Source organism: Microcoleus sp. K1-B1 (genome assembly GCF_036704705.1).
Classification (GTDB): domain Bacteria; phylum Cyanobacteriota; class Cyanobacteriia; order Cyanobacteriales; family Microcoleaceae; genus Microcoleus.
Map to the genome: position 1 here is coordinate 39,073 of NZ_JAUBSH010000010.1, position 23,117 is coordinate 62,189.

Consider the following 23,117-nt stretch of genomic DNA (forward strand, 5'->3'; position numbering starts at 1 on the left):
TCTAACAACCAACGAAAAAATTGATGGTTTTAGGACTTACGCAAAATTTCCACATCAGCGGGACAATCACGGGGATTATCCCTACAAACATCCGATTAAGAAACAATTGTCTCATTCCGCTCTTTAAAACATTGCTGCAACACAGAAACAGGCAGCTCCTTCAATTGACCCGATCGCACAAATTCAGCATAAGTATCAGCCTCTATTGCCTCCAAATCCCCTTCGAGTTTGTGGATAGTCATCTGCCGCAGTTCAGGAGATCGATCGTACATTTGATTGATTTCTGCTTGCAGCAAGTTTAATTTTTCTTGAAGCTGACTCACGAGATGATTAGAAAACTCAGGCTCGATTTTACGATCACTCGATACTTCAGATAGATGCTTGAGAACCCGATTGAGAGCAACACGTTGGGCGATCGCCTCCAGATACTCCTGGCGGAACTCCTGGTTGCTCAACAACCCCAGTTTTTCCAGCAGCGCCTTGGTGGTTAAACCTTGTACTAGCAGCGTAAATAAAACTACACCAAACACGATCGCAATAATTTTTGGTCGATCGGGCAGAACATGGGGTACGCTCAAAGCTAAAGCAATCGAGACAGAACCCCGCAATCCTCCCCACCAAATTACAGTTTGATCGGGCAATGAAATTTCACAGTGTCCTAACCAATTGCTCAACCATCCTAAACCAAAAATAGCGATCGCTCGCGTCACAAACATCGCCACTACAGTTATGCCAATCACTCCTAAATTCGTTCCCAAATCAGCAAACCTCATCTGATCGCCAATCAGCAGGAACATGATCGAATTTACAAAAAACGCCAAAAAATTCCAAAATTGTGTTACCGCAAGTCTGGTACTGGGTTGCATACCGATACGAGAGCCGAAATTTCCAAATATCAAGCCCATCACCACCACACCAATCACCCCAGAACCACCCAATTCCTCAACTATTATATAAGTGCCGTAGGCTGAAACTAAGGTTAACGATTGCTCCACCAAAGGTAAATCAAATGGTTGAGTCAGATAAGAAACTCCAAAACCGATTAAACTGCCGACAACAACCCCAATTCCCACAAAAGCTAAGAAACGCGCAATCAGAATTGGGATGCCAACTTCATCAGTCCCTAGAGAGAATCCCACCAAAAAACTAAAGGCAACAATAGCAATGCCATCATTAAATAAACTCTCTCCCTCCACCAGCAAAGCTAGGCGTTTTTCAACTCCCAGTTCTCGGAACAATGCAATTACAGAAACAGGATCTGTAGCAGATATACTAGCTCCTACCAACAGAGCGATCGCTAAAGAAACTCCCGCTATTTGGTTGAGAGCAAAAGCCACGCCAGCAACAGAAATAACAACACCCACAACCGCATAAAGAGCGATCGGCACTAAATCCCGCTGGAGTTTAGGCCATTCCAAATTCCAAGCAGCTTCAAACAAAAGAGGTGGCAAAAAAATCAACAGAATCAGTTTTGGCGAGAGCGACACCAATCGCACATCTATAAAAGCCAAACCCAACCCAACAATTACTAAAAGCAGCGTGTAGGGAATTTGGCGCAACCAGCCCCATATTTGCGGCAGCACCGCCACACTTAAGGAAACTAATAGCACTAAGAGAAATTGCTTCAGATTGCCCTCTATAGTCACTTGGTTAATTAGAGTTTCTGGGGTCATATAATTAGGAATAAAATAGTTAAGGATTCGGTTTGGAGCGGGACTTATTCAGCGTCGATCGCCGCACTTCTTCAACTTGACTCACTTGAAAAATCAAGGTAAATGGTTGACCCATTTCTTTTTCGACAAATGCTTCTAAAAGCTGAACCTGTTTGGGTGTCAAAGCTTCGCTGCTGCGAACAATCAGACGCACTTCCGGGGGTTTCGTCAACCAGTTAGTATCAGTTGCAATCAGTTCCACCCGTTGAAAAGTAATAGTTCGGTTAAGCAAAGCCCGCTTCAGACTGGCTTCAAGTTGCGCTTGCTCGATCAATTCCGCAAAACTCACGCCCAGAGGAATTACAAGTATAGCCGTCAATGCTAGCGCCCAAAATATGGCTTTACGGGCGCGATGCAGGGGGGTGTAGCCGGCCATCAAAAAGGTTAGCATACAGGAGAGAGTAATTCCCAGCAAATTAGTAAGATACAGGAGGCTTGCTCCCAAACTGAGCGACCAATTAGCTTGAGATAAGCCTAAACCTATAACACAAATTGGTGGCATGAGAGCCACGGCGATCGCAGTTCCCGCCAGAGTAGCAGAAACTTTGGGCTGAACTTTTGCATAGCCACTGATTCCCCCAGCGGCGATCGCAATTCCTAAGTCTAGTAATGTAGGTTTAGAACGAGCTAAAACTTCGCTCCCAAAGTCGGGAATTTGTACCAAAGCGCCCAAAAAACAAGCTAGAAAAATTGCTAGCCCCGTCCCGACTGCTAATGCAACTAAACCTTTGCGGAAGATGATAACGTTACCTTCTACCGCTCCAAATGCTAACCCTCGGATTGGCAACATCAGAGGCGCAATGATCATAGCACCGATAATGACGGCTGCACTGTTGGCAAGCAGTCCAAAGGTGGCAATTATACAGGAACCGAGAATTAAGACAAGATAGTTAATATCTAGAGTTGATTCTTCCAACAAGTCAACTCGTATTTGCTTTAAATGCTCTCGAGGAATCCTGCTCCTGGTGAAATATTTAAGACGGTCTCGAATATTGTTGAGCAAAATAATCTCCTTAATCGGGGGCTTGTATCTCTATGCAGGTGCGGTTAGTCGATTTTAGATTTTAGATTTTAGATTCGAGATTTTAGATTTTAGATTTACTCCCCAAATTTTAGATTTTAGATTTTAGACTCGATATTTTAGATGGGAGATTTTCAATTTACTCCACAGATGAATCTGGGAGGTAGAATAAGAGTCTAAAATTTGGGCTACTCACGACAAGAGTCGGGGGCTTGTATCCCTGTGCAGGTGCAGTCAAAAGAATCAAAATCCCAGCCCACAAGTTTTCGATGATGTCCCAGAACTCTAAAGCAATTGCCGCCCCAGTAATACCCAGCAGTTGCATCAAATCCCCTGCCTTGAATGACAAGATCGCGATGAATAACGCGATCGGCAATAATTGATTTATAATCAAGATATATACTCCACCCCAATCATACCGAATCATGCTCGCAGAAGCAAACGCGACACTTTGGCCTAGTCTAATTACTGTTTCAGCATTAATTCTCTACTTCGTTGTTACCATCAACGTCGGCAGAGCTAGATTCAAATACAAAGTTTCTCCCCCGCAGATGACAGGAAACCCCGACTTTGAGCGAGTGGTGCGAGTTCAGCAAAATACCTTAGAGCAAATGATTCTATTTTTGCCCTCGCTGTGGCTGTTCTCGCAATTTATCAGCCCAATTTGGGGCGCAGGTATCGGTGCAGTTTGGATAATTGGACGCATTTTGTTTGCTTGGGGTTACTATCAAGCTGCCGAAAAAAGAGCGGCAGGATTTGGCATTAGTACCTTAGCTACTTTAGTTTTGCTTGGTGGGTCTTTAACTGGCATAATTATGTCGCTGCTTAAGGTTTGAGCGTAACTTCCGATCGACATAATTGTTTTTTTACTCATTTCCAGGCTCTGCCTGGTAACGCAGATCCGCAGGCTCTGCCTCCAATTTTCCTGCTGAAAAAGCGAGGCAGAGCCTCTCGACAGCGGTTCCCTGGCAGAGTCTGGGAACCAGTTAAATGTAATAAATGTTAGGAGTCAATATGTCAGAAACCAACAAACCCGTATTTGAAATTAACCCGCAACTTTTTCAGCAGCTTGTCGAGTGGCAAGAAAAACTTGAACGAGAAGATGAATTAGTAAGCGAGTCAGAAAACGAGAAACCAACTGAGGTACAAAATCCTCCCGACAGTGATGAACAGCACTCTCAAACAGATAATTTCTAGCTGGTGGCTAGCAGCATCTTTGGGATTTCCGGCTGCTGTCTCGGCTCAATCGCTGACAACCAGCCAAATTCAGCAAGTCAATAGCGGTTTGTTTCGTTCTAACTCTCAAGATTTCTTTCAGCAAGGAAATCGCCAACTGGAAAGAGAAATCGCAATTTTGTTGCAAAAAAATGTCGCTTCCGAAGACCGGATTCTGGAGATTGATGAAAAATTGCGCCCTCAGCTTTGCAGACAAGAATTTAAAATATCGTCGTCGCATTCTGATACAATAAGTGCTGCTCAGATTGCTGATTTTCAGACCCAATTAAAAGACATTTGCAGAGAAAATTAAAATGAAAGTGAGGTCAATATTCAAAGTTTAGTGCTAATGGATAAAGAGGCAATGGCAAAGTTAAAAACAGTCATGCTGGAAGCGGAAACCGTTGCTCATTTGGCGGCAATCATTATTGATTACACTCATGAGGAAATAATGATAGTTTTTCAGGAGCTAGAATGGGAAGAGCAGGCTAGAATTAAAGATATTTGGAAGACTGTTAGTTAAAGTAGATTGGCCAAAATCAGAGGTTTTAATTTTTAACCGCAGATGTAAGCCGATAGACGCAGATGAACGCAGATTGAATTTTGTTAGTGTTCGCTGTGTAGAACAATCTTAATTTGTACACAGCGAACAATGATATCAAATCCGTTAGCATCGGAATAGTAAATTCGAGTTCACTGTTGACTGTTCACGGCGTCAACAGTCAACAGTCAACCGTCAACATCACCTGACGGTGTTACCGGAAATGATATGACATTTCTAAACTAGGGATTCGAGGCAGAGTTGGCGGAAATGATCGCCCCGTTGCTCGAAGTTTTGGTATTGATCGAAGCTAGCACAGGCTGGAGAAAGCAGCACTACTTTAGCATGATTTTGTTTGCCTAATTCTGCTGCTCGCGGGATTGCTCGTTCCATTGTTTCGACTATTTCCCAAGCGTTGTAATTTGCTTGTTCGAGCCGATCGGCAAAAATACCTGCCGCATCCCCAATTAGCAACACCCCAGCAGCTTTCGCCTTGATTGTATCAATCCATGCGCGATCGTCCCCTTCTTTGGCGTCGCCGCCCGCAATTAAAATCGCCGGTGCGCTTACAGAAGCCAACCCGACTTGGGCGGCGTCATAATTAGTAGCTTTGCTGTCGTTGATGAAATCTATGCCTTCCCAAGTGCAGATGTGTTCGAGGCGGTGCGAAACTCCGGGGAATTTAGCGATCGCCCGGGCGATCGCACTTTTATCTATCCCCGCCAAATTAGCCGCCGCCACCGCCATTAACAAATTCTGCAAATTGTGTTCTCCCACCATCCGCAAAGAATCAGCAGGCAGAATTTTCTCGGTTTGAGCTATTACCCAACCGTTTTCGATGTACGCTCCAAAAGTGCGATCGCCCAACAGTTCTTTTTCACCTTTCACACTCGTCCAGCACGCATCCGGCCAAACGTCAATTCCTTGCTGCCGCAAATAAGGATCGTCGCCGTTAATTACTTGCAATTCAGACTTTTTCAGCAAATGCGCTTTAATGTTGTAGTAATTTTCTAAAGTTTTGTGGCGACTGAGGTGATCTGGCGTCAAAGTCGTCAAAACTCCGATGCGCGGCGCTACAAACGGCGAGGATTCTATTTGATAGCTGCTGATTTCTGCGATTACCCAATCCGGCTGTTTTTCTGCTAAAGCTAATTCGCACGCAGCATAACCAATATTGCCACAAGCGGGAGCGTAAAGCCCGGCCTCTGCAAAAATAGCAGCAATTAAAGCAGTAGTAGTAGTTTTGCCGTTAGTGCCGGTAATTCCCACCCAAGGAGATTTGAGGTAACGCCACGCGAGAGCCATTTCTCCGATTGTTTCAATGCCTAACTCTCTGGCGCGCACTAATGCTGGAATGTCCCAGGGAACGCCCGGACTTACTACTATTAATTCTATAGATTCGACTGGTTCAAAAGATTGACCTAACTCAACTTTAATGCCTTCGTTAGCAAATTCCTGTTGCTGTTCGAGCAAATTTGGGGAAGATGAGCGATCGCTCAGCGTTACTTCCCATCCTTCGCGTTTTAGCAGTCTGGCGGCGGCAATTCCTGATTTTCCTAGTCCAATGATATGAGCGATCGGCATAAGTTGTGTGTGATGGAGCGAACTTACCTGGTTTTATAAGTTTATATCTTAACCTTTTGTTTGCCATCACTCATTGGCAATTAAGCCTAATTGGAAAGCTTTAATGTTATTTTGATCGAGATTTTTAATAAGTACGTTTCTCAAGTTGGTTTGCCCGCTGGCCCCCTCGTTTTCCCCAGACCCGCCAGGGGTTGAAAACCCCTGTCTAACAGCTAAAGTCAGTTAAAAATGACTGAAAAGCTTGGTATGTATGCGTTTCAGTCCTCATAGCGAGGACTTTCGCTTTGAGACGGGGGTTTCAACCCCCAGCGGACTGAAAAGTATGGTATGTCAGGGTTTCAGTCCTCATAGCGAGGACTTTCGCTTTGAGACGGGGGTTTCAACCCCCGGCGGACTGAAGCGGAGGTGTTCAACCCCCGGCGGACTGAAGCGGAGGTGTTCAATCCCAGGCGGACTCAAATCTTGTCAATTTTAACTTTTTACGATCGCCCCAAAGTCAGCCAACACCCGCGCGTGATTCCGCAGCAAACCCAGTAAATTCAACCGATTGCGCTTAATTTCCGGGTCAGAATCCATCACCAAAACGCTTTCTGGCCCGTCGAAAAAGTTGCTGACAGTCGGAGCAATTTCCGTCAAACTATCTACTAACTGCTGGTAATTGCGAGTTTGTTTGGATAGCAGAGTTTGCGGCACTAACTGCACCACTGCATCGTAAAAAGCTTGTTCGGACGACTTTTGAAATAACTCCGGTTTCACCGCCGTTTTCGGTTCCAATTCAACTTTATCCAAATCACCTTGAGCCGCCAAACGAGTTGAACGGTTGACTGTTTCGTAAATCAGATCCAAAGTCTGGTTATTGCGGATTTGTTGTAGGAAAAGTGCTCTTTCCAGTGCGTCCAACAAATCTCTCAATGCTCGTTCAGTATATTCTGGGTCGTTTTCTCCCAAAACTGCATTTACCAAATCGTAATCTACATTCTTTTCTTCTTGCAACAAAGTCCGAATTCTTTGCAAGAAAAACTCGTATAACTGATCCAGCAACTCCGCCGAGGTTTGCGGGCGGGCTGCCGTAAATTCTGCAACAACTTCTGCGAGCAACTTGTGCAAGTTGAGTGGCAACTGAGCCGCCCAAATAATGTTAGTTATTGCATTGGCTGCGCGGCGCAAAGCGAAGGGATCGGATGAACCAGTCGGCAACATTCCCAAACCGAAGATGCTGACTAATGTATCTAATTTGTCGGCTATTGCGACAACTTGACCTGTGAGAGTTTGGGGCAAATTGTCGCCCGCACCTTTGGGCAAATAATGTTCAAAAATCGCTGTGGCTACTTCTTCCGATTCGCCACTTGCTAAGGCGTATTTCTGCCCCATGATTCCTTGCATTTCGGGAAGTTCGTAAACCATTTGGGTTACGAGGTCGGCTTTGCAAAGTAAGGCTGCTCTGGCTATATCACCTTGCTCTTCCTCTGGGATTTGCAGTTGATTGACAATTAAACTGGCAATCTTGCACAGCCGATCGACCTTTGCGCGCACTGTCCCCAAATCTTCCTGGAAAGTAACTTTTTCCAACTTGGGCAAATAATCCTCTAGAGGCTTTACTAAGTCTGCTTTGTAGAAAAACTGACCGTCTGCCAATCTTGCCCGCACTACTCGCTCGTTACCGGCGGCAATAATCGAGGCTTTAGCGGGCTCTCCGTTGGAAATTGTAATGAAATAGGGCAGAAGTTCGGGATAATCGGGGCTTTTGAGGATGGGGAAATACCGCTGGTTTGTAACAATAATTGTGGTGATTACTTCCGGCGGCAATATCAAAAATTCCTCGTCAAATTTACCGACAACTGCGTTTGGCCATTCTACTAAGTCGGTGACTTCTTCTAACAAATCTTCGGTAATGTCGGCGTAACCGCCTTGTTTTGTTGCTGCGGCTTCTACTTGTGCTTTAATTTGATTTTTGCGCTGGGTTCGATCGACCTCCACGCAAGCAGCCCGCAGACACTCGACATAATCCTCGGCTTGGGGAATCGAAACCCCCCCCGTCCCCCCCTTGCCAAGGGGGGGTGTAGGGGGGGTGTATAACACCCGGTGTCCTTGGGAAATTCGATCGCTCTTGACCGTATCCGAACCGCTCACCAATGTAATTGGCAGTACAGTATCATCTAACAGTGCCACCATCGATCGAATCGGGCGCGGAAACTTCAAATCTCCGTCGGCCCACCGCATAAATCTTTTGCCTTCTAACTTATTAATCCACTGCGGCACAAGTTCTGTCAAAATATCCGCACTCATCCGCCCCGGAATCTTTTTGAGCACAAACACAAAATCGCCTTTATCGGTAGCGCGAACTTCCAAAGCATCAATTTCTACGCCCTGCTTTTTCGCAAAACCTTCGGCTGCTTTCGTCGGTTTGCCATCTTTAAAAGCCGAACTCGCGGGTGGGCCTTTTACCTCTTCTTCTCTATCTAATTGCTGAACTGGCAGTCCTTTCACGAGAACGGCCAAACGCCTCGGAGTAGCGTATACATTAATAGAGTCATTTGTCAAGGATTCTTCTGCCAGCGTTGCAGGTACAAGTCGCTGCCACTGCTGGACGCTGCTTACGACAAAAGAGGCGGGCAATTCTTCTGTACCGAGTTCTAATAAAAAGTTAGGCATATCGCACCGTAATGGAATTTTGTTTAGGGTAATTTAAGGTAATTTATCCGATCGCGCGATCGTATATCTCAAATATCTGAAAAATACTCAAAAATCCAGGATACCACGTAAAATCGGGGGTGAAAGACAAATAGCTCAACAGCTCATGACCTTGGCGGAAAGACTGGCACAAGATTGGAAGTCACGACTTGAACAAGATTGCCCGGACGAAAATTCTAGCACCCGCGAGAGTGTTGTCCGCTGGCTGTTGGGAGACAAGCCCGAAAGATTTGACACTCTTAGCCCAACTCAATTGTCTGTCGCCTCTGGGGCGATCGACTTTTTATATCGAATTTTGATTTCTCGGTATCTGGGAGTACCGCCAGAAAAAGCTTACCGCAACTTGATCGGGCGGCTGGGCGGTTTGGTTGTGCTCCGGCAAAAAATCCAAGCGTGGGTTTCGCTGAGTCGCGACAGACAGCGGAGTGCGGTGGAGGTACTGCAAGAAGTGATTCAGGAAATGCTCAATTCCGATCGCTACCTGCAGCAGCAAGTCGCCTGGATAGCCGAATGCACCTCAGACAGACGCCTGCGAAATGCTTTGCTGCTAGCGAGCACAGAAGAATACTGCTTGCGGCCGATCCGCAACCAGCCGCTGCTGGTGTACCGTTTTGTCAACTACCTGCGGCGTGCTCAGCGGGGGGGGTTGACCCAAGTGCCTGCGGGAGATTGGGTGCGGCTGGTGTCGGAACAGGTTCTACCCGACGATACAGACGAACCGCTTAGTCTGCTAGACGAACAGGCGATGTCCGAGTATCGAGAAAATCAAGCTTGGGAAGAGCAGCAAACTCAGCGGCAGATTGTCCAACAAGAATTTGAGAATTACTTGGCCGCTGAAGTCGATCCGCTGGCTTCCCGGTGGCTGCAGCTTTACCTGCAAGGTCGTTCCCAAGAGGCAATTGCCGAGGATTTGAAGGTTCCGATCAAGCAAATTTACCGCTTGCGAGAAAAAGTCAGTTACCACGCGATTCGGGTTTTTGCGGTCAAACAAGCACCGGAATTAGTCGCCAACTGGCTGGAAACTTCGCTCAAAGAACACAGTTTGGGCTTGACTCCCGCTCAGTGGCAGCAATATTTAGAAAACCTCACGCCGGTGCAGCGGCAATTGCTAGAATCGTTGAAAGCAGGGAAAAGTGTAGAGACGATCGCATCTGAATTAAAGCTGAAAACCAATCAAGTCATCGGCGAGTGGAGCAAACTCTATTTAGCAGCTCAATCCCTCCGCAACGAGTAGATTGGTAATGGGTGGCGGGCAATTGCTAATTGTTAATTGGCAGTAGCATTTTTCAGAATCCCCGCTACAAATCAATTCCCTCACAGCAACAGATGACTCCGAGTTTCACCGTGGAAAACCGCGCGATGCCCCTTGTATCAAATCAGGTTAGATTGATCGAGATATTGTAGCGCTGGCATGACGATCGCGATCGGAGACGATCACAGCCCACTCTCTGAGGTAAGATACTAACAGCACGATCGACTTTTGAGGATTTTTTAACCAATCCTAAATTCAGCGGTTGCCCGTAAATTATCGGTTGTGGTGCATCTCTAATACTTGTGCATTAAAGATATAATTCTATTGTTGCCAGCCACGGGCATCAATATCGGGCGATCGATGATAGTGGGTCTAGACTGCGCTAGTCATCATCTAGTTCTCAATCTTTAGGTAGAATTTAAGGCTGCAATACAGAAGCGAGAAAATTCTGGGACTAAGGATTTTTCTTTAATAAAAGCTTCCGGTTGTTATGCCAATTCCTCCGTCAGGGAAGTTGCAGCGTTTAATTTTATCGCATCAGGTTGGTGCGTCGCGCTCGATCGCGCTTCCAACTACAAAGCAGCTAATGGTATATACATCTTCAACAGACTCCGCAGCTACAATGGACTCCGATCGAATATTTCACCTAATCGATACAGTTGTCCCCTTTGAAGCTTGCCTTTACTATCAAGTTTTGCCTTTATCTCTAGAAGGTAATCTGTTTAAATTGGGCGTAGTCGATGCCCAAGATGACTCCGCCTTGGACTACGTGCAGCGGATTTTAGCTTACATGAATTGCTCAGTCACAACAGAGCCAATTGCCTCGGAAACTCAGCGCTCGATGCTCTCAGCTTACTTGCTGCACGGGAACCAGCTCCGAGAACCGAGCCAGACAGAAACCGCCGCACCCCCAACACCCAAAAATCCCGCATCAGCAACTTCAGGCCCCAATGCAGCAACGCTGCTGTCTTTGCCAGAACCCTCGATGCCCGCCGCTCCTGAGCGGTTTAAACCTGCTATCGCTGAGGTTCCCCCGACACCGACACAGCTATCGGTTTTGAATGTCGAGGCCTTGCACTTGTCAAGCCCAGTCGAAGTTTTGACAACTTTGCCCGCGCCCCAACTGCTGGAAGAATTGCTCGGTAGAGTGCTGCGAGAGGGTATCGGCCGCCTGTTTTTTGAGCGGCACCAGTCCCAAGGTCGCATTCTTTGGAGTCAAGATGGCGTTTTGAAATCGATGCTCGAAGGTATCGATATCGTCCTTTTCCAAGAGGTCATTGACGAGTTGAAGCGGCTGACAGATATGCCTGTTTGCCCGGTGGAACAGCCCAAACAAGTCGAAGTTGAGCGCATATATCAAAACACTCATTTGCTGTTGCGCTTGCGGGTAATGACGGTGGGTGGCAAGGAAGAAGCCACCCTGCAAGTTTTGCGGGGGGCAGCTTTGAGGTTTTACCAGCAGCAGCAGTTGTCTACTTTGAGTCGGGACGCGCTGCGGCTGGCCGAAGAATTGCAGCGGAAAGTGAATCAAATTCGCGATCGAACTCGCCTTTCTCCTGTGCCTTTAGAGGGGTTGCCCGCTTTGGAACAGGTGGTTAGAAATGTTGACGACCAAATTGAAGCTTTGCTGCACGAACATAATCTCGATTAGCCATAATCAGCAATAGATCACTGTTTTGAATTTTTTTTAACTCATATCGTTTCCGGTTGTATCGGAATGATTTAACCGCAGAGGGCGCAGAGAACGCAGAGGGAGAGAATACAGAGAGGAATAATTCCAATGCTACCGGATTTGATATCACATCAAGTCGGGTCAAATAATAATAATTACGTTTGTAGTGAGGACTCAAGTCCAAGCGAGTTTTATGATAACTCAAGTCTTCACTACAAAACAATTTGATGGCAGTTGTGCGAGGTGACACAATATTATACAATTTCCCAAAAAGAATGCAACTGTATGCCCGTCATCTAAACCCTGGTAGTCATCATTCATTCCCAATCTAAAATCTAAAATCTAAAATCTAAAATGGTATTAGCCGTGCTCGAAAACATTGTTGTACTGCAATAAATCCAAACTCACAAAAACTGGCAAACACTGAAAACATTGCTGTGCAATTTCCCAGCGTTCTTCTCGCTGCAACATAGCAGTCAACTTTTGTTTAGCGCTCAGCAAATAGCGAACATCATTAGCGGCATAATTTAGTTGATCGTCCGAAAGATTAGTCGCATTTCCCCAGTCGGAACTTTGAGATGTTTTATTTAATTCTACCTTTTCGAGTTCTAGAATTAATTCTTTCAATCCGTGTCTGTTGGTATAAGTTCTAGCAAGTTTACTAGCTAGCTTGGTGCAGAAAACTGGTGCAATGTCAATACTTAAATTGTAACGCATTGTTGCCATATCAAAGCGCGCAAAATGAAATACTTTCTCAATATTTTCAGCTTCCATTAACTTCTTTAAATTCGGTGCTGCTGTCTGGCCTTTGGCAATCCGCACCACTGCAACTTTACCTTCGGGATTGCACAACTGCACCAAACACAAGCGATCGCGCCACGGCAGCAAACCCATTGTTTCCGTATCAACGGCGATCGCCTCTGCTGTCAAATAATAAGATAAGAGAGAATCGGGGATATCACGATCGCACACTTGAAAATCTGCAAATTCCATTATTAGTAATTTTTGAATGTTGAATGTTGACTGTTGACTGTTGACTGTTAACTGTTGACTGTTGACTGTTGACTGTTGACTGCCCTCTTCTCTCTTCCCTCTTCCTTCTTCCTTCTTCCTTCTTCCTTCCGCTTACCGACTGCGGACAAAAAGCTGAGTAAAATAATACTCGCCTTTGGCATTTTTCGCAATCCCAATACCTGTCACATTAAACTGACCTTCCATATTTTTGCGGTGGCCGTCACTTTTAATCCAACCCTCAACAGCATTGCGTACCGGGTCGCTGTAGCCGAAATTGTAAGCAAGATTTTCAGCTACACTTTGATAAGGAATAGTAATTGCTTTCGCCCGCCCTTCAAATCCATCGTGGCTGAAACTTACTTTACCCTTAGCCATATTTTCGCTGTGAATTCTGGCTATCTGAGTGATTCGCGGATCGATACTCAGCGGCGGCAACTTTTTAGATGCTCGGTATAGATTTATCTGTTGGTTAACCGCTTTTTCTAAGTCAGTAATAGCACTCGAAGCAACATTAGTATTCATGGATGTTTGTGGCAGCGATCGCGTAGGAATGGAGGTATCACACTTGGGCAGGATTGTCAACAATCCCAAGCAAATCGAAATCAAACCTTTGGACATGAAATCAAACGAGAAATAAAGTTAATTGTTACCATTAGTGTCAACTTAATGCCAAAAGTAGTATGAGTATACCGTCTGAGGATAAGCCTCTAGATCCCCCTCGCATACCCCCTACTCCCCCTTAATAAGGGGGACAAAAGATCGCTTCCAGTTCCCCCCTTATTAAGGGGGGCTAGGGGGGATCTAGACTTCGATACAAACGAGAGATACAAAGGATTTTAGTCTTAAGTTGACACCAATTAATTGTTACCAATTCCTACAGAGCGATCGCCCCACATTCCGCTAACCTAGATATTCAGAACCTTCGCTACAGTGTTCACGTCTTTATCGCCGCGTCCGGAACAGTTAAGCACAATGCGCGGATTGCCTGTTAGCTGCGGGCACAGAGTCTCTAAATAGGCGATCGCGTGAGCAGTTTCCAAAGCCGGAATAATCCCCTCCAACTGCGAAAGCCGCTGAAATGCTCCCAGCGCTTCTGCATCAGTTACGCTATAATATTCAGCCCTGCCGGCATCCTTCAAATAACTATGTTCCGGCCCCACACCCGGATAATCCAAACCCGCACTAATTGAATGCGGCTCGATTACTTGACCTTCATTATCTTGCAGCAAATAACTCATCGCCCCGTGCAAAACTCCCACACTTCCCTTAGTCAAAGTAGCAGCGTGTTTGTCTGTATCCACGCCTTCGCCGGCCGCTTCAACACCAATCAATCTGACAGTTTCTTCCCCGACAAACTCATGAAAAAGACCCATTGCATTAGAACCGCCGCCGACGCAAGCTAATAAAATATCCGGCAAACCACCCCACTTTTCCTGACACTGAGCCCGCGTTTCTTGACCGATTATCGCATGGAAATCGCGCACCATCATTGGGTAAGGATGCGGGCCCGCTACGGAACCGAGAATGTAATGAGTTGTTTCGACATTTGTCACCCAGTCGCGAATCGCTTCGGAAGTCGCATCTTTCAGCGTTCCCGTACCCGCCGCCACCGGCCGCACTTCGGCACCCATCAAGCGCATTCTAAACACATTTAAAGCCTGTCTTTCCATGTCGTGAACGCCCATGTAGACAACGCATTCTATACCGAAACGAGCGCAAACTGTGGCGGTAGCAACGCCGTGTTGACCGGCACCAGTTTCAGCAATTACGCGCTTTTTGCCCATACGTTTTGCCAGCAATGCTTGAGCTAAAGCATTGTTGATTTTGTGAGCACCCGTGTGGTTTAAATCTTCGCGTTTGAGGTAAATTTGCGGGCCAGTTCCGTCTGCTTTAGCGTAGTGTTCGGTGAGGCGTTCTGCGAAATACAACGGGCTGGGGCGGCCGACATAATCTTTGAGTAATTGTTGGAGTTGCTGTTGAAATTCCGCTTCGCTGCTGTATTTGTGGAAAGCGGCTTCTAGTTCAAATAAAGCCGGCATCAGGGTTTCGGGGACGTATTTGCCGCCGAATTGGCCAAATCTGCCGAGGGAGTCGGGGCGTTGAGTGCTGGTTTCGGTGGTGAGATGCAGGGGGGTGACTGTCATTTGATTTTAGATTTTAGATTTTAGATTTTTTAGATTCGCGGGTAAGCTAGAGGCTTGATGTCGATCGTACCAAATCGGTTGTGGACTTGAGGCGATCGAACAAATTTCATTATAATTCCTTGAACCCTTGACCGAAAGCATCCAGGATACAAGCCCCCAGATTCATCCGTCCAGAAATAAAAAACCTGTATCCGAGAAACTTGCCCCCCGAATCTATCCGTGGGGTCAATCCTTCAATTCTTTAATCTAAAATCTAAAATCTGAAATCTAAAATCGATTGACGGGCTAATACAATAAGTAGAAGATAGATGGCATTCCGAGCGATCGCAACCATACCCCAATCCGCTAAAACTAGAAATACCCGTAAAAAAAGTTCAAGCATCTTAACCTATGGCAGCATCCAAACGCAAAGATTCTGACAGTAAAACAACCGAGGGCAAACGAATAGTTTACTCCGAATTTGGCAACGTTGACAACTCCGCCGCCCTCCAACGGGGAGTTGCCGAAGTTCCCCCCAATCAACAAAACCTCAAAATCGAAGCATCCCGAAAAGGACGCGGTGGCAAAACAGTTACAGTCATCAGCGGCTTTCAGGGAAAACCCGAAACATTAGCAACTTTAGCCAAGCAGCTAAAAGCCCAATGCGGTACTGGCGGCACAGTCAAAGATAATGAAATCGAAATTCAAGGCGAACACAAGCAAAAGCTGCTAGAAATTATCACAAAGTTAGGCTACAAAGCTAAAATTAGTGGAGGGTAAATTAGTCAATATTCCTCAGTGTATGGGCGGGGCGGGTTTATGATATACTTAGTTTTCAACATAGATGGTTGGTAAAACCCGCCCCTACATCGCACAATTTATATTGTCGCGAATCAACCAGAAATGATATTACCAATTACCGCCAATTTTTAATGTACACTCGACCTTTAGCTCGTTTAATCGAACAATTGCAGCGCTTGCCCGGAGTCGGTCCAAAAACAGCCCAGCGGCTCGCTTTACATATTTTGAAGAGGCCGGAAGAAGAAGTGCAAGCCCTAGCTAAATCTTTAATTGATGCCAAACAACAAGTAGGTTTCTGTCAAGTATGCTTTCACTTATCTGCTGACCCTGTTTGCGAAATTTGCCGCAATACCAACCGCGACAGTCATACCATTTGTGTAGTGTCAGAATCCCGCGACGTAATCGCTTTAGAAAAAACGCGGGAATACATGGGTAAATATCACGTTGTTGGCGGCGTTATCTCGCCGATGGATGGAATTGGCCCGGAACAATTGAACATTCAACCGTTAGTGCGGCGCGTCAGCCAGCAAAAGGTTAAGGAAGTAATTATTGCTATTAGTCCCAGCGTGGAAGGCGAAACTACTACTCTTTATATCGGTCACTTATTAAAACCTTTTACCCTAGTGACGCGCATAGCTTTTGGTTTGCCGATGGGGGGAGATTTGGAATATGCCGATGAAGTTACATTGGCTCGTGCTTTGGAAGGAAGGAGGGAGTTGGATTAGTTATAAGTTGTCCCGCATCTAAATTGTGTTTTCGGGCGGGCGGGACGCCCAACCCCTACTTTCCACAAGAACTTGATCCAGCTTAATCGCTCTTTTTTTTACTCAAAGGGAAGATTTTTCTAATCTAGCCATTAGTTCTTCTATTGACAAATCCGGCAGTTGTGACAGCAATAGCGATAAGTTTTCTGGAGACAATGCGAGCAAATTTGGGATGAGATTGACGGTGTTTACTTCTAATTGACCAAAGCGCTTTCTCAAGACATTTTCGGCGATTAAAGTTTGTACTTGTTGTCTATCTGCTTGGGCGATTGGCAATGTGGATAATTGCACTAACAACATAGTGAATTCACCAACAGGTAAAGCCGAGACAGAGGAAAACAAGGCAATTGTCTTAGCGTCTAACTCTCCAAATCTGACTTGCAGAAAGTTCTGCAAAATCAACCGCTGTGCTTCTTCTCTTCCTTCTTCTCTTCCTTGTTGTGTGGCCTCATCTATTTTTTGTTGTAACAGAGGTACGAGCGCCATAACTAACTCCTTATCTTCCTGATTTCCTGGGGTACTAGCTGCTAAATTTACTTGCAGATTCGCTTGCAGGTTGTACAATAATTCTAGCGTACTAGCTCGTAAGGGACTATCCACAGGCAATCTTGTTAATTCCGCGATCGCCCCTTGCTGTACTTTACCCTTACCTAAAATCCGCAACCACATCGTTTCTGGAACATTCGGTAGCTGGTGAATAGCTATCAATCCTACTCGCCAAACTTCCGATAGAAAATAAACCCCCCTCCCCCAACCTTCTGACTCTTGTGGAATCATAAAATTAAAGCTGCTTAACAAAGCCTCCGAAGCAGTGGGAGTCAGAATCCACAACCTGGGTAATTGTTGAGATTCTAAACGTTGCTCTTCTCGATTAGCACGGCGCAGTAATTCTGCCCTAGTATTTAAAAGTTTGACAACACAACTGAAGATATCTTCTGTATTGACGGCATTGCGAAATGGTTCGATCGCAGCCACAGTCGCAGTCATTTGACCTAATAAACCTAAATTCTCTACGTATTCAGGGGATACAGAAGTGGGTTTAAACCAGATATCAATTTCTCGGACTTGAGCAGAAACATCTTTACTTGTTTCTACTTCTCCTAGAGGTGACAATAACTCTCTTAGGTATTCTTTGGCAAACTGGTCATGGGGAAATTTAGTCATTCTTGGGAAGCACTTTATTCCGAAAAAAACACATTAATTATATCTCATTTTAAAATAGTCTTTATTGGCGATAGTTTCTATGTTATACACCCAATATTTTAAAGGATTCAGGTATCTAAGTCTTATGTTTTTTGAGGTGGGGTTACTTATTTAACCCAGATTTAGGATAAAATCTCAAATCCCCAATTAAGCGACTCTCCCCTGTCACTGCCGCGAAAGGCTAAACTGGACAAAGTTACCGAGAGTAAAAAATCATGACCCAATTCGATCGACCTTTCACCTACCCCACAACCCGCAAAATCGACCAAACAGACGACTACCACGGCGTCAAAGTATCAGACCCTTACAGGTGGCTGGAAAATCCCGACTCTGAGGAAACCCAAGCTTGGGTGGAAGCCCAAAACGCAGTCACTTTTGCCTACCTCAACGAAATTCCAGCGCGGGAAAAAATCAAACAGCGCCTGACTCAACTTTGGGATTACGAGAAATACGGCATACCTTTCAAAGAAGGCGACCGCTATTTCTACTACAAGAATGACGGCCTGCAAAATCAATCCGTACTCTACACGTTAACATCCCTCGACGGCGAACCCAAAGTATTAATTGACCCCAACACTCTTTCAGAAGACGGAACCGTTGCTTTGGGCGGTGTAGCTATCAGCGAAGACGGCAAACTTATGGCCTACGGTTTGTCAACTTCCGGTTCCGACTGGCAGGAATGGAAAGTCCGCGATGTGGCCACTGGCGAAGATTTATCAGATCATTTAAAGTGGATTAAATTCTCAGGAGCATCCTGGACTCACGACGGCAAAGGCTTTTTTTACAGTCGCTACGACGAACCTAACGAAAAAAGCAAGCACGAAGACGTTAATTATTACCAAAAACTGTTTTACCACCAACTTGGTACGCCCCAATCTGAAGACATATTAATCTACGAGCGACCAGACCAAAAAGAGTGGGGATTTAGCGGCGGCGTCACCGAAGACGGGCGCTACTTAATAGTCTCTGTTTGGCAGGGAACGGAAACGAAAAACTTGATTTTTTACAAGGATTTAACTGCATCGGAATCAACCGTTGTAGAACTCATTAACGAATTCGAGGCTGAGTATAGTTTCATTGACAATGAAGGTTCTCTTTTCTGGCTTCAAACAGACTTGAATGCACCGCTGGGTCGCATAATTGCGATCGACACCAACAACCCACCTCCCTCATCCCTAGCTGGTGACGAAAGTCAAGAAAAATTCACAGAAATTATCCCCGAAGCAGCAGAAACCCTCGAAGGCATAGGCTTGCTGAACAATCAATTTGTCGCTTCCTACTTGAAAGACGCCTACACCCAGATTAAAATTTTCAACTTAGATGGCTCTTTCGTGCGAGAAGTTGCCTTGCCTGGGATCGGTTCGGTGGGAGGATTCGGTGGCAAGCGGCACGACACGGAAACTTTTTATGCTTACACAAGTTTTACTGCACCAAACACCATTTATCGGTATAATCTGGTAACAGATGAAAGTACGATTTATCGCCAGCCAAAGGTCGATTTTAATCCCGGCGATTACGAGACAAAACAAGTATTTTATCCGAGCAAAGACGGCACGCAAGTACCCATGTTTATCACGCATAAGAAAGGCTTGCAATTGGATGGCAACAACCCCACCTACCTTTACGGTTATGGCGGTTTTGGCGTCTCGCTGACTCCGAGTTTTTCTGTTAGCAATGTCGTGTGGTTGGAGATGGGGGGAGTTTATGCGATCGCCTGTTTGCGGGGAGGTGGCGAGTACGGGGAATCCTGGCACCAAGCAGGCACAAAGTTGAACAAGCAAAACGTGTTTGACGACTTTATCAGCGCCGCTGAATGGTTGATCGAAAACAAATACACCAAACCGGCTAAATTGGCGATCGCAGGCGGTAGCAATGGCGGTTTATTAGTAGGGGCTTGCATGACTCAGCGGCCGGAATTGTTCGGTGCAGCACTGCCTGCAGTCGGCGTTATGGATATGTTGCGCTTTCACAAGTTTACCATTGGTTGGGCCTGGACTTCTGAATACGGTTCGCCGGAAAATGCCGAGGAATTTTCCACCATTCACGGCTATTCTCCGTTGCACAATCTCAAACCGGGAACGGCTTATCCGGCGACAATGATTACAACTGCCGATCACGACGATCGCGTGGTTCCTGCCCACAGTTTCAAGTTTGCTTCTGCCTTGCAAGAAACCCACGCGGGAGAAAAGCCCGTGTTAATTCGCATTGAAACTAAAGCGGGACACGGTGCCGGCAAACCCACTGCGAAAGTCATTGAAGAATTGGCAGATGAGTGGGCTTTTTTAGTGCGGGAACTCGATATTGACTAAGCTTGAAAAAGCGCGGAATTGGGGGTTGCCGAGTCCGAGAAAGTGCGATCGCGCCACCCTCAATTTTTCCGCCTCTCCCGTAGGGTACGCACGCAGCACAAAGCACCTCACCCTAGTATTTAAAAGAATTTTTTGTGCAAATCTCGCATTCAATTTAGTTTGCGATCGCACCCTGATCTCAGAAACCTGGTTTCTAGCCCCCCATGCCTCCTGAACTGCCATTATCAAATTTTGCGATCGCTTCACAGCCTTTGGGTGCCGCCACCCGAAATTTTAAATCATAGATTAGTGCAACTTGTCAACCCCGAGATCGTGTTAACTTGCCTTACGCTATGTTAATTTTTGTATGCTTTAGAGGTCTTTCTAAGATTTTTTTGATATTTTATTACGATGAGTAAACTTGACGGCGATGTCAATGGCCAACAGTAGTAAATCGAATCGAAAATTAAAAATTTTCCTATTCTCGGAAACCAATTTTTTAATTTGAGTTTAAGTTGACTTACGGTGAAGATTCAACAAAAAATTCTCCCTACAACCGTACTGAGAATCCTCGCGTTACCGGAATCATGGCCTTTTTTTCAGCAAGGCGTCAATAATTAATTGGCGATCGAAATCTCGAAGTTCTGGCATAGCCCCTTCTCAAATAAAAAGACTTGGCTACCGCAGTCACAGCCCGAAAACGCTTGCGTAGGAGTTGCGGTGATTTGTCCTCCTAGTCACGCGCGATCGCCCGCAGCAGTCCCCATCCCATTCTTTCCTAAAATCTCCACCAAAAAATACCTAAGTAATAAATTATTTTTATAACAATAATTTATTGAAAATTTATATTTTGGTGTTTATGGAATTTTCTCAGGCTGGGTAGGTTAAAACTAATAAGTAAATCAGGGAATAATGACAATGATCTCCTATCTGCCGAATTTGTCAGCCGTAAAAATACCTAAATCTACGAATCTTGCCACTAAAAACAACTTTTTTTTAAAACAAGCAAGCTCTACAGCAGAGCCGGACACGAAAAAATCTCTAGTGATTGTTGACTCCCGAGTAGAAAACTACCATCAATTGATCGGTGGTATTAAAGCAGGAACGGAAGTATTTGTACTCAATCCAACCAGGGGGGCGATCAAGCAAATCACCGAAATTTTGGGTCAGCGCAACAGCATCACCAGCCTGCACATAGTTTCTCACGGCCGAGAAGCAGCAGTAGAAATCGGCTCAACAGAACTTAATATTGATAATCTAGAAACCTACAGCAACCAATTGCAGCAGTGGGGAAAAGCCCTTAACGAATCCGGCAGCATTTTACTGTACGGCTGTAACATAGCCGCCGGCGAATCCGGCATTAAATTCATACAAAAACTCAGTGAAATAACAGGAGCAAATATTGCCGCTTCCAACAACCTAACAGGGAGTGCAGCATTAGGTGGCGACTGGGAATTAGAAATTACTACAGGACAAATAAATACCGAACTAGCCTTTGAAAAAAAAGTCCTAGAAGGCTACACATCAGTCCTGGCTACCTTAGCCGCTGAAGAATTTAAAAATCCAACAGCAATCGGGCCTTGGATATATGGAGTTGGCAACACTTCTACACCTAGCCCCGGCTTAACCGCAGGTAGTACAGCCAACCCCAGCGGCGTTATTCCCGCTTTAGGGACTGGCGATACACCCGGAACAGGTACTTTGAGATTAACCTCAAATCAATTGAGACAAGCAGCTTTTGTCATCTACAACAACCCCATTTCTGCAACTGAAGGTCTGAGAATTACCTTTGATTTCTTTGCCTATAACAGAGGTACTATTCCTCCTCCGGGGGGTGAGTTCCTTGGTGCGGATGGCATTAGTTTTTTCCTCATTGACGGAACAGCTACGCCAACAAAAGCGGGAGGCTTTGGCGGCTCTCTCGGCTATTCTCAGAATAGTAATCCCGATCCTGCTCTGTTTTCAACTGGTCTTTTAGGAGGTTATTTAGGTGTCGGATTAGACGAGTTTGGCAATTTTTCCAATCCCACAGCAGGGCGTGTGGGAGGCACGGGCCCGCTACCTGATGCCGTAGGACTTAGAGGCAGCGAAATCACATCTTATAATTTTTTAACTAGCACTGTCGCTCCCGGTGGCATAGACAATAAAGATACAAGCATTCGCGCTGAGGCTAAAAGAAGCGTCCAAATTACATTATTCCCGACGATTTCAGCAACACCTAACCGTCTGACAGTTGCTTTAGACTTGAACAGCAACGGCACATTTGATGCGGGTGAAACACTGCTCGACATACCAAATTTGGCATCCATAAATGGAGAAGTGCCACCTACTTTTAAATTTGGCTTTGCTGCTTCGACAGGGGGAAACACAAACATTCACGAAGTTAACAATGTCATCGTCGAAAGTATAAATCCGCCTACAGTCGTAGCCGACGTTTCCATTGTTAAAAAAGGCCCGCTCTATGCCATACCCAATAGCACCATTACCTATACGATTACCTCCACAAATAACGGGCCAGACAGCGCCGAAAGCGTCCTCATTCAAGATCCGCTCCCAGAGGGCTTAACTTTCGTCAGCACTGACAACAACGGTAGTTTCAATCCCACAACGAGGACGGTCATCTGGCCGGCGATTCCGACTCTGGCTAACGGTGCTAGCGTCACCCGCACCATCACCGCAATAGTTCCGGCAACAGTTGACACTGCCTTAACTAACACTGCCTATAGCACCTCCAGCACTTTCGACCCAAATCTAGCTAACAACAATAGTTCCCAACCCATCTCTCAAGTCTCAACTACAATTGTTGCTGCTCTTGCCGATGTTGTTACCAGCAAAACCGGGACTACGGCAGCAGCACCGGGTGAAACAGTTACTTACACAATTTCCACAGTCAATAACGGCCCCAGCACAGCCGAAAACGTCACCATTACTGATAGCATTGTTCCGAATTTAACAGGAGTGACCGTATCCAACGGCGGTGTCTACGATGCCGCTACAGGTATAGTCACCTTCCCGGCTATCAGCTTAGCCAACACAGCCAGCGCCATCAACACAGTCAGCTTCATCGCACCTGCATCCGGCAGCGTCAGCAACACCGCCAGAAGTACCTCAGCTACCCCAGATCCTTTTCCTGAAAACAACAACGGCACTGATCCGCTGGCTACAGTCACCACACCTCTGACACCTAGTGCCGATGTTGTTACCACCAAAACCGGGACTACGGCAGCAGCACCAGG

At 45.8% G+C, this 23,117-nt stretch carries 19 protein-coding genes; 11 read left to right on the forward strand and 8 right to left on the reverse strand.

What is annotated here, in order from left to right:
* Nucleotides 1–95: 95 nt before the first annotated feature.
* Together QUA83_RS05475 and QUA83_RS05480 are read right to left on the reverse strand one after the other, a co-directional pair.
* Nucleotides 96–1,673, reverse strand: coding sequence for a sodium:proton antiporter (locus tag QUA83_RS05475; protein WP_333292014.1), 1,578 nt, complete (start codon nt 1,671–1,673; stop codon nt 96–98).
* Between the two features lie 19 nt (nt 1,674–1,692).
* Entirely contained in the window at nt 1,693–2,628 is a 936-nt protein-coding gene (locus tag QUA83_RS05480) for a DUF389 domain-containing protein (protein ID WP_333292015.1), read from the reverse strand.
* 530 nt (nt 2,629–3,158) lie between these two features.
* On the opposite strand from QUA83_RS05480, the gene QUA83_RS05485 reads away from it, so the two are divergent.
* From QUA83_RS05485 to QUA83_RS05500, 4 genes are all read left to right on the forward strand, one after another.
* Complete coding sequence (locus tag QUA83_RS05485) at nt 3,159–3,569, forward strand: MAPEG family protein (protein ID WP_333085194.1); 411 nt, start codon at nt 3,159–3,161, stop codon at nt 3,567–3,569.
* Between the two features lie 178 nt (nt 3,570–3,747).
* The gene (locus QUA83_RS05490) at nt 3,748–3,930 is read left to right on the forward strand and encodes a hypothetical protein (RefSeq protein WP_333292016.1); all 183 of its coding nucleotides are present in this window, start codon (nt 3,748–3,750) and stop codon (nt 3,928–3,930) included.
* The gene (locus QUA83_RS05495; RefSeq protein WP_333292017.1) at nt 3,899–4,261 is read left to right on the forward strand and encodes a hypothetical protein; all 363 of its coding nucleotides are present in this window, start codon (nt 3,899–3,901) and stop codon (nt 4,259–4,261) included. The genes QUA83_RS05490 and QUA83_RS05495 overlap by 32 nt, the downstream gene beginning before the upstream one ends.
* Before the next feature lie 36 nt (nt 4,262–4,297).
* Nucleotides 4,298–4,471: a hypothetical protein gene (locus QUA83_RS05500; RefSeq protein WP_333292018.1), complete on the forward strand. Its 174-nt coding sequence runs from the start codon at nt 4,298–4,300 to the stop codon at nt 4,469–4,471.
* Between the two features lie 255 nt (nt 4,472–4,726).
* On the opposite strand, the gene murD is transcribed toward QUA83_RS05500, so the two are convergent.
* Nucleotides 4,727–6,073 (reverse strand): UDP-N-acetylmuramoyl-L-alanine--D-glutamate ligase, encoded by a 1,347-nt coding sequence (gene murD, locus QUA83_RS05505; protein ID WP_333292019.1) that lies wholly within the window; start codon nt 6,071–6,073, stop codon nt 4,727–4,729.
* 471 nt (nt 6,074–6,544) lie between these two features.
* Nucleotides 6,545–8,725 carry a glycine--tRNA ligase subunit beta gene (gene glyS / locus QUA83_RS05510; protein WP_333292020.1) on the reverse strand — a complete coding sequence of 727 codons (2,181 nt, stop codon included), beginning with the start codon at nt 8,723–8,725 and terminating at the stop codon, nt 6,545–6,547.
* 145 nt (nt 8,726–8,870) lie between these two features.
* Between glyS and QUA83_RS05515 the strand changes: the two genes are divergently transcribed.
* Both QUA83_RS05515 and QUA83_RS05520 read left to right on the forward strand, forming a co-directional pair.
* Nucleotides 8,871–9,998 (forward strand): HetZ-related protein 2, encoded by a 1,128-nt coding sequence (locus QUA83_RS05515; protein ID WP_333292021.1) that lies wholly within the window; start codon nt 8,871–8,873, stop codon nt 9,996–9,998.
* Between the two features lie 508 nt (nt 9,999–10,506).
* Nucleotides 10,507–11,667 (forward strand): hypothetical protein, encoded by a 1,161-nt coding sequence (locus QUA83_RS05520; RefSeq protein WP_333292022.1) that lies wholly within the window; start codon nt 10,507–10,509, stop codon nt 11,665–11,667.
* 381 nt (nt 11,668–12,048) lie between these two features.
* Here the strand turns inward: QUA83_RS05520 and QUA83_RS05525 are convergent, their stop codons facing one another.
* From QUA83_RS05525 to trpB, 3 genes are all read right to left on the reverse strand, one after another.
* Nucleotides 12,049–12,681 carry a ribonuclease D gene (locus QUA83_RS05525; RefSeq protein WP_333272517.1) on the reverse strand — a complete coding sequence of 211 codons (633 nt, stop codon included), beginning with the start codon at nt 12,679–12,681 and terminating at the stop codon, nt 12,049–12,051.
* 132 nt (nt 12,682–12,813) lie between these two features.
* Entirely contained in the window at nt 12,814–13,320 is a 507-nt protein-coding gene (locus tag QUA83_RS05530; protein ID WP_333292023.1) for a CAP domain-containing protein, read from the reverse strand.
* 287 nt (nt 13,321–13,607) lie between these two features.
* On the reverse strand, nt 13,608–14,846 hold the full coding sequence (gene trpB / locus QUA83_RS05535) for a tryptophan synthase subunit beta (protein ID WP_333292024.1): 1,239 nt from the start codon (nt 14,844–14,846) through the stop codon (nt 13,608–13,610).
* Nucleotides 14,847–15,236: 390 nt separating this feature from the next.
* On the opposite strand from trpB, the gene QUA83_RS05540 reads away from it, so the two are divergent.
* Nucleotides 15,237–15,605: a translation initiation factor gene (locus QUA83_RS05540; RefSeq protein ID WP_333292025.1), complete on the forward strand. Its 369-nt coding sequence runs from the start codon at nt 15,237–15,239 to the stop codon at nt 15,603–15,605.
* A 152-nt stretch (nt 15,606–15,757) separates the two neighbouring features.
* Entirely contained in the window at nt 15,758–16,351 is a 594-nt protein-coding gene (recR, locus tag QUA83_RS05545) for a recombination mediator RecR (protein WP_190744271.1), read from the forward strand.
* A 102-nt stretch (nt 16,352–16,453) separates the two neighbouring features.
* On the opposite strand, the gene QUA83_RS05550 is transcribed toward recR, so the two are convergent.
* Complete coding sequence (locus tag QUA83_RS05550; RefSeq protein WP_333292026.1) at nt 16,454–17,554, reverse strand: flagellar assembly protein H; 1,101 nt, start codon at nt 17,552–17,554, stop codon at nt 16,454–16,456.
* 254 nt (nt 17,555–17,808) lie between these two features.
* Here QUA83_RS05550 and QUA83_RS05555 point away from each other — a divergent pair, with 254 nt between their 5' ends.
* The 3 genes from QUA83_RS05555 to QUA83_RS05565 form a co-directional block, all read left to right on the forward strand.
* Nucleotides 17,809–19,902 (forward strand): prolyl oligopeptidase family serine peptidase, encoded by a 2,094-nt coding sequence (locus QUA83_RS05555; RefSeq protein ID WP_333292027.1) that lies wholly within the window; start codon nt 17,809–17,811, stop codon nt 19,900–19,902.
* Nucleotides 19,895–20,116 carry a hypothetical protein gene (locus QUA83_RS05560; protein WP_333292029.1) on the forward strand — a complete coding sequence of 74 codons (222 nt, stop codon included), beginning with the start codon at nt 19,895–19,897 and terminating at the stop codon, nt 20,114–20,116. The genes QUA83_RS05555 and QUA83_RS05560 overlap by 8 nt, the downstream gene beginning before the upstream one ends.
* Nucleotides 20,117–20,925: 809 nt before the next feature.
* Nucleotides 20,926–23,117: DUF4347 domain-containing protein (locus QUA83_RS05565; protein ID WP_333292030.1), on the forward strand; the 2,192-nt coding region annotated here is incomplete at its 3' end.

Coding starts and splice junctions, on each gene's coding strand:
- QUA83_RS05485 (WP_333085194.1), top strand. CDS start 3,159: ATGCTCGCAGAAGCAAACGCGACACTTTGGCCTAGTCTAATTACTGTT.
- QUA83_RS05475 (WP_333292014.1), bottom strand. CDS start 1,673: ATGACCCCAGAAACTCTAATTAACCAAGTGACTATAGAGGGCAATCTG.
- QUA83_RS05550 (WP_333292026.1), bottom strand. CDS start 17,554: ATGACTAAATTTCCCCATGACCAGTTTGCCAAAGAATACCTAAGAGAG.
- trpB (WP_333292024.1), bottom strand. CDS start 14,846: ATGACAGTCACCCCCCTGCATCTCACCACCGAAACCAGCACTCAACGC.
- QUA83_RS05555 (WP_333292027.1), top strand. CDS start 17,809: ATGACCCAATTCGATCGACCTTTCACCTACCCCACAACCCGCAAAATC.
- QUA83_RS05520 (WP_333292022.1), top strand. CDS start 10,507: ATGCCAATTCCTCCGTCAGGGAAGTTGCAGCGTTTAATTTTATCGCAT.
- QUA83_RS05495 (WP_333292017.1), top strand. CDS start 3,899: ATGAACAGCACTCTCAAACAGATAATTTCTAGCTGGTGGCTAGCAGCA.
- QUA83_RS05530 (WP_333292023.1), bottom strand. CDS start 13,320: ATGTCCAAAGGTTTGATTTCGATTTGCTTGGGATTGTTGACAATCCTG.
- QUA83_RS05540 (WP_333292025.1), top strand. CDS start 15,237: ATGGCAGCATCCAAACGCAAAGATTCTGACAGTAAAACAACCGAGGGC.
- glyS (WP_333292020.1), bottom strand. CDS start 8,725: ATGCCTAACTTTTTATTAGAACTCGGTACAGAAGAATTGCCCGCCTCT.
- QUA83_RS05525 (WP_333272517.1), bottom strand. CDS start 12,681: ATGGAATTTGCAGATTTTCAAGTGTGCGATCGTGATATCCCCGATTCT.
- QUA83_RS05500 (WP_333292018.1), top strand. CDS start 4,298: ATGGATAAAGAGGCAATGGCAAAGTTAAAAACAGTCATGCTGGAAGCG.
- QUA83_RS05490 (WP_333292016.1), top strand. CDS start 3,748: ATGTCAGAAACCAACAAACCCGTATTTGAAATTAACCCGCAACTTTTT.
- murD (WP_333292019.1), bottom strand. CDS start 6,073: ATGCCGATCGCTCATATCATTGGACTAGGAAAATCAGGAATTGCCGCC.
- recR (WP_190744271.1), top strand. CDS start 15,758: ATGTACACTCGACCTTTAGCTCGTTTAATCGAACAATTGCAGCGCTTG.
- QUA83_RS05515 (WP_333292021.1), top strand. CDS start 8,871: ATGACCTTGGCGGAAAGACTGGCACAAGATTGGAAGTCACGACTTGAA.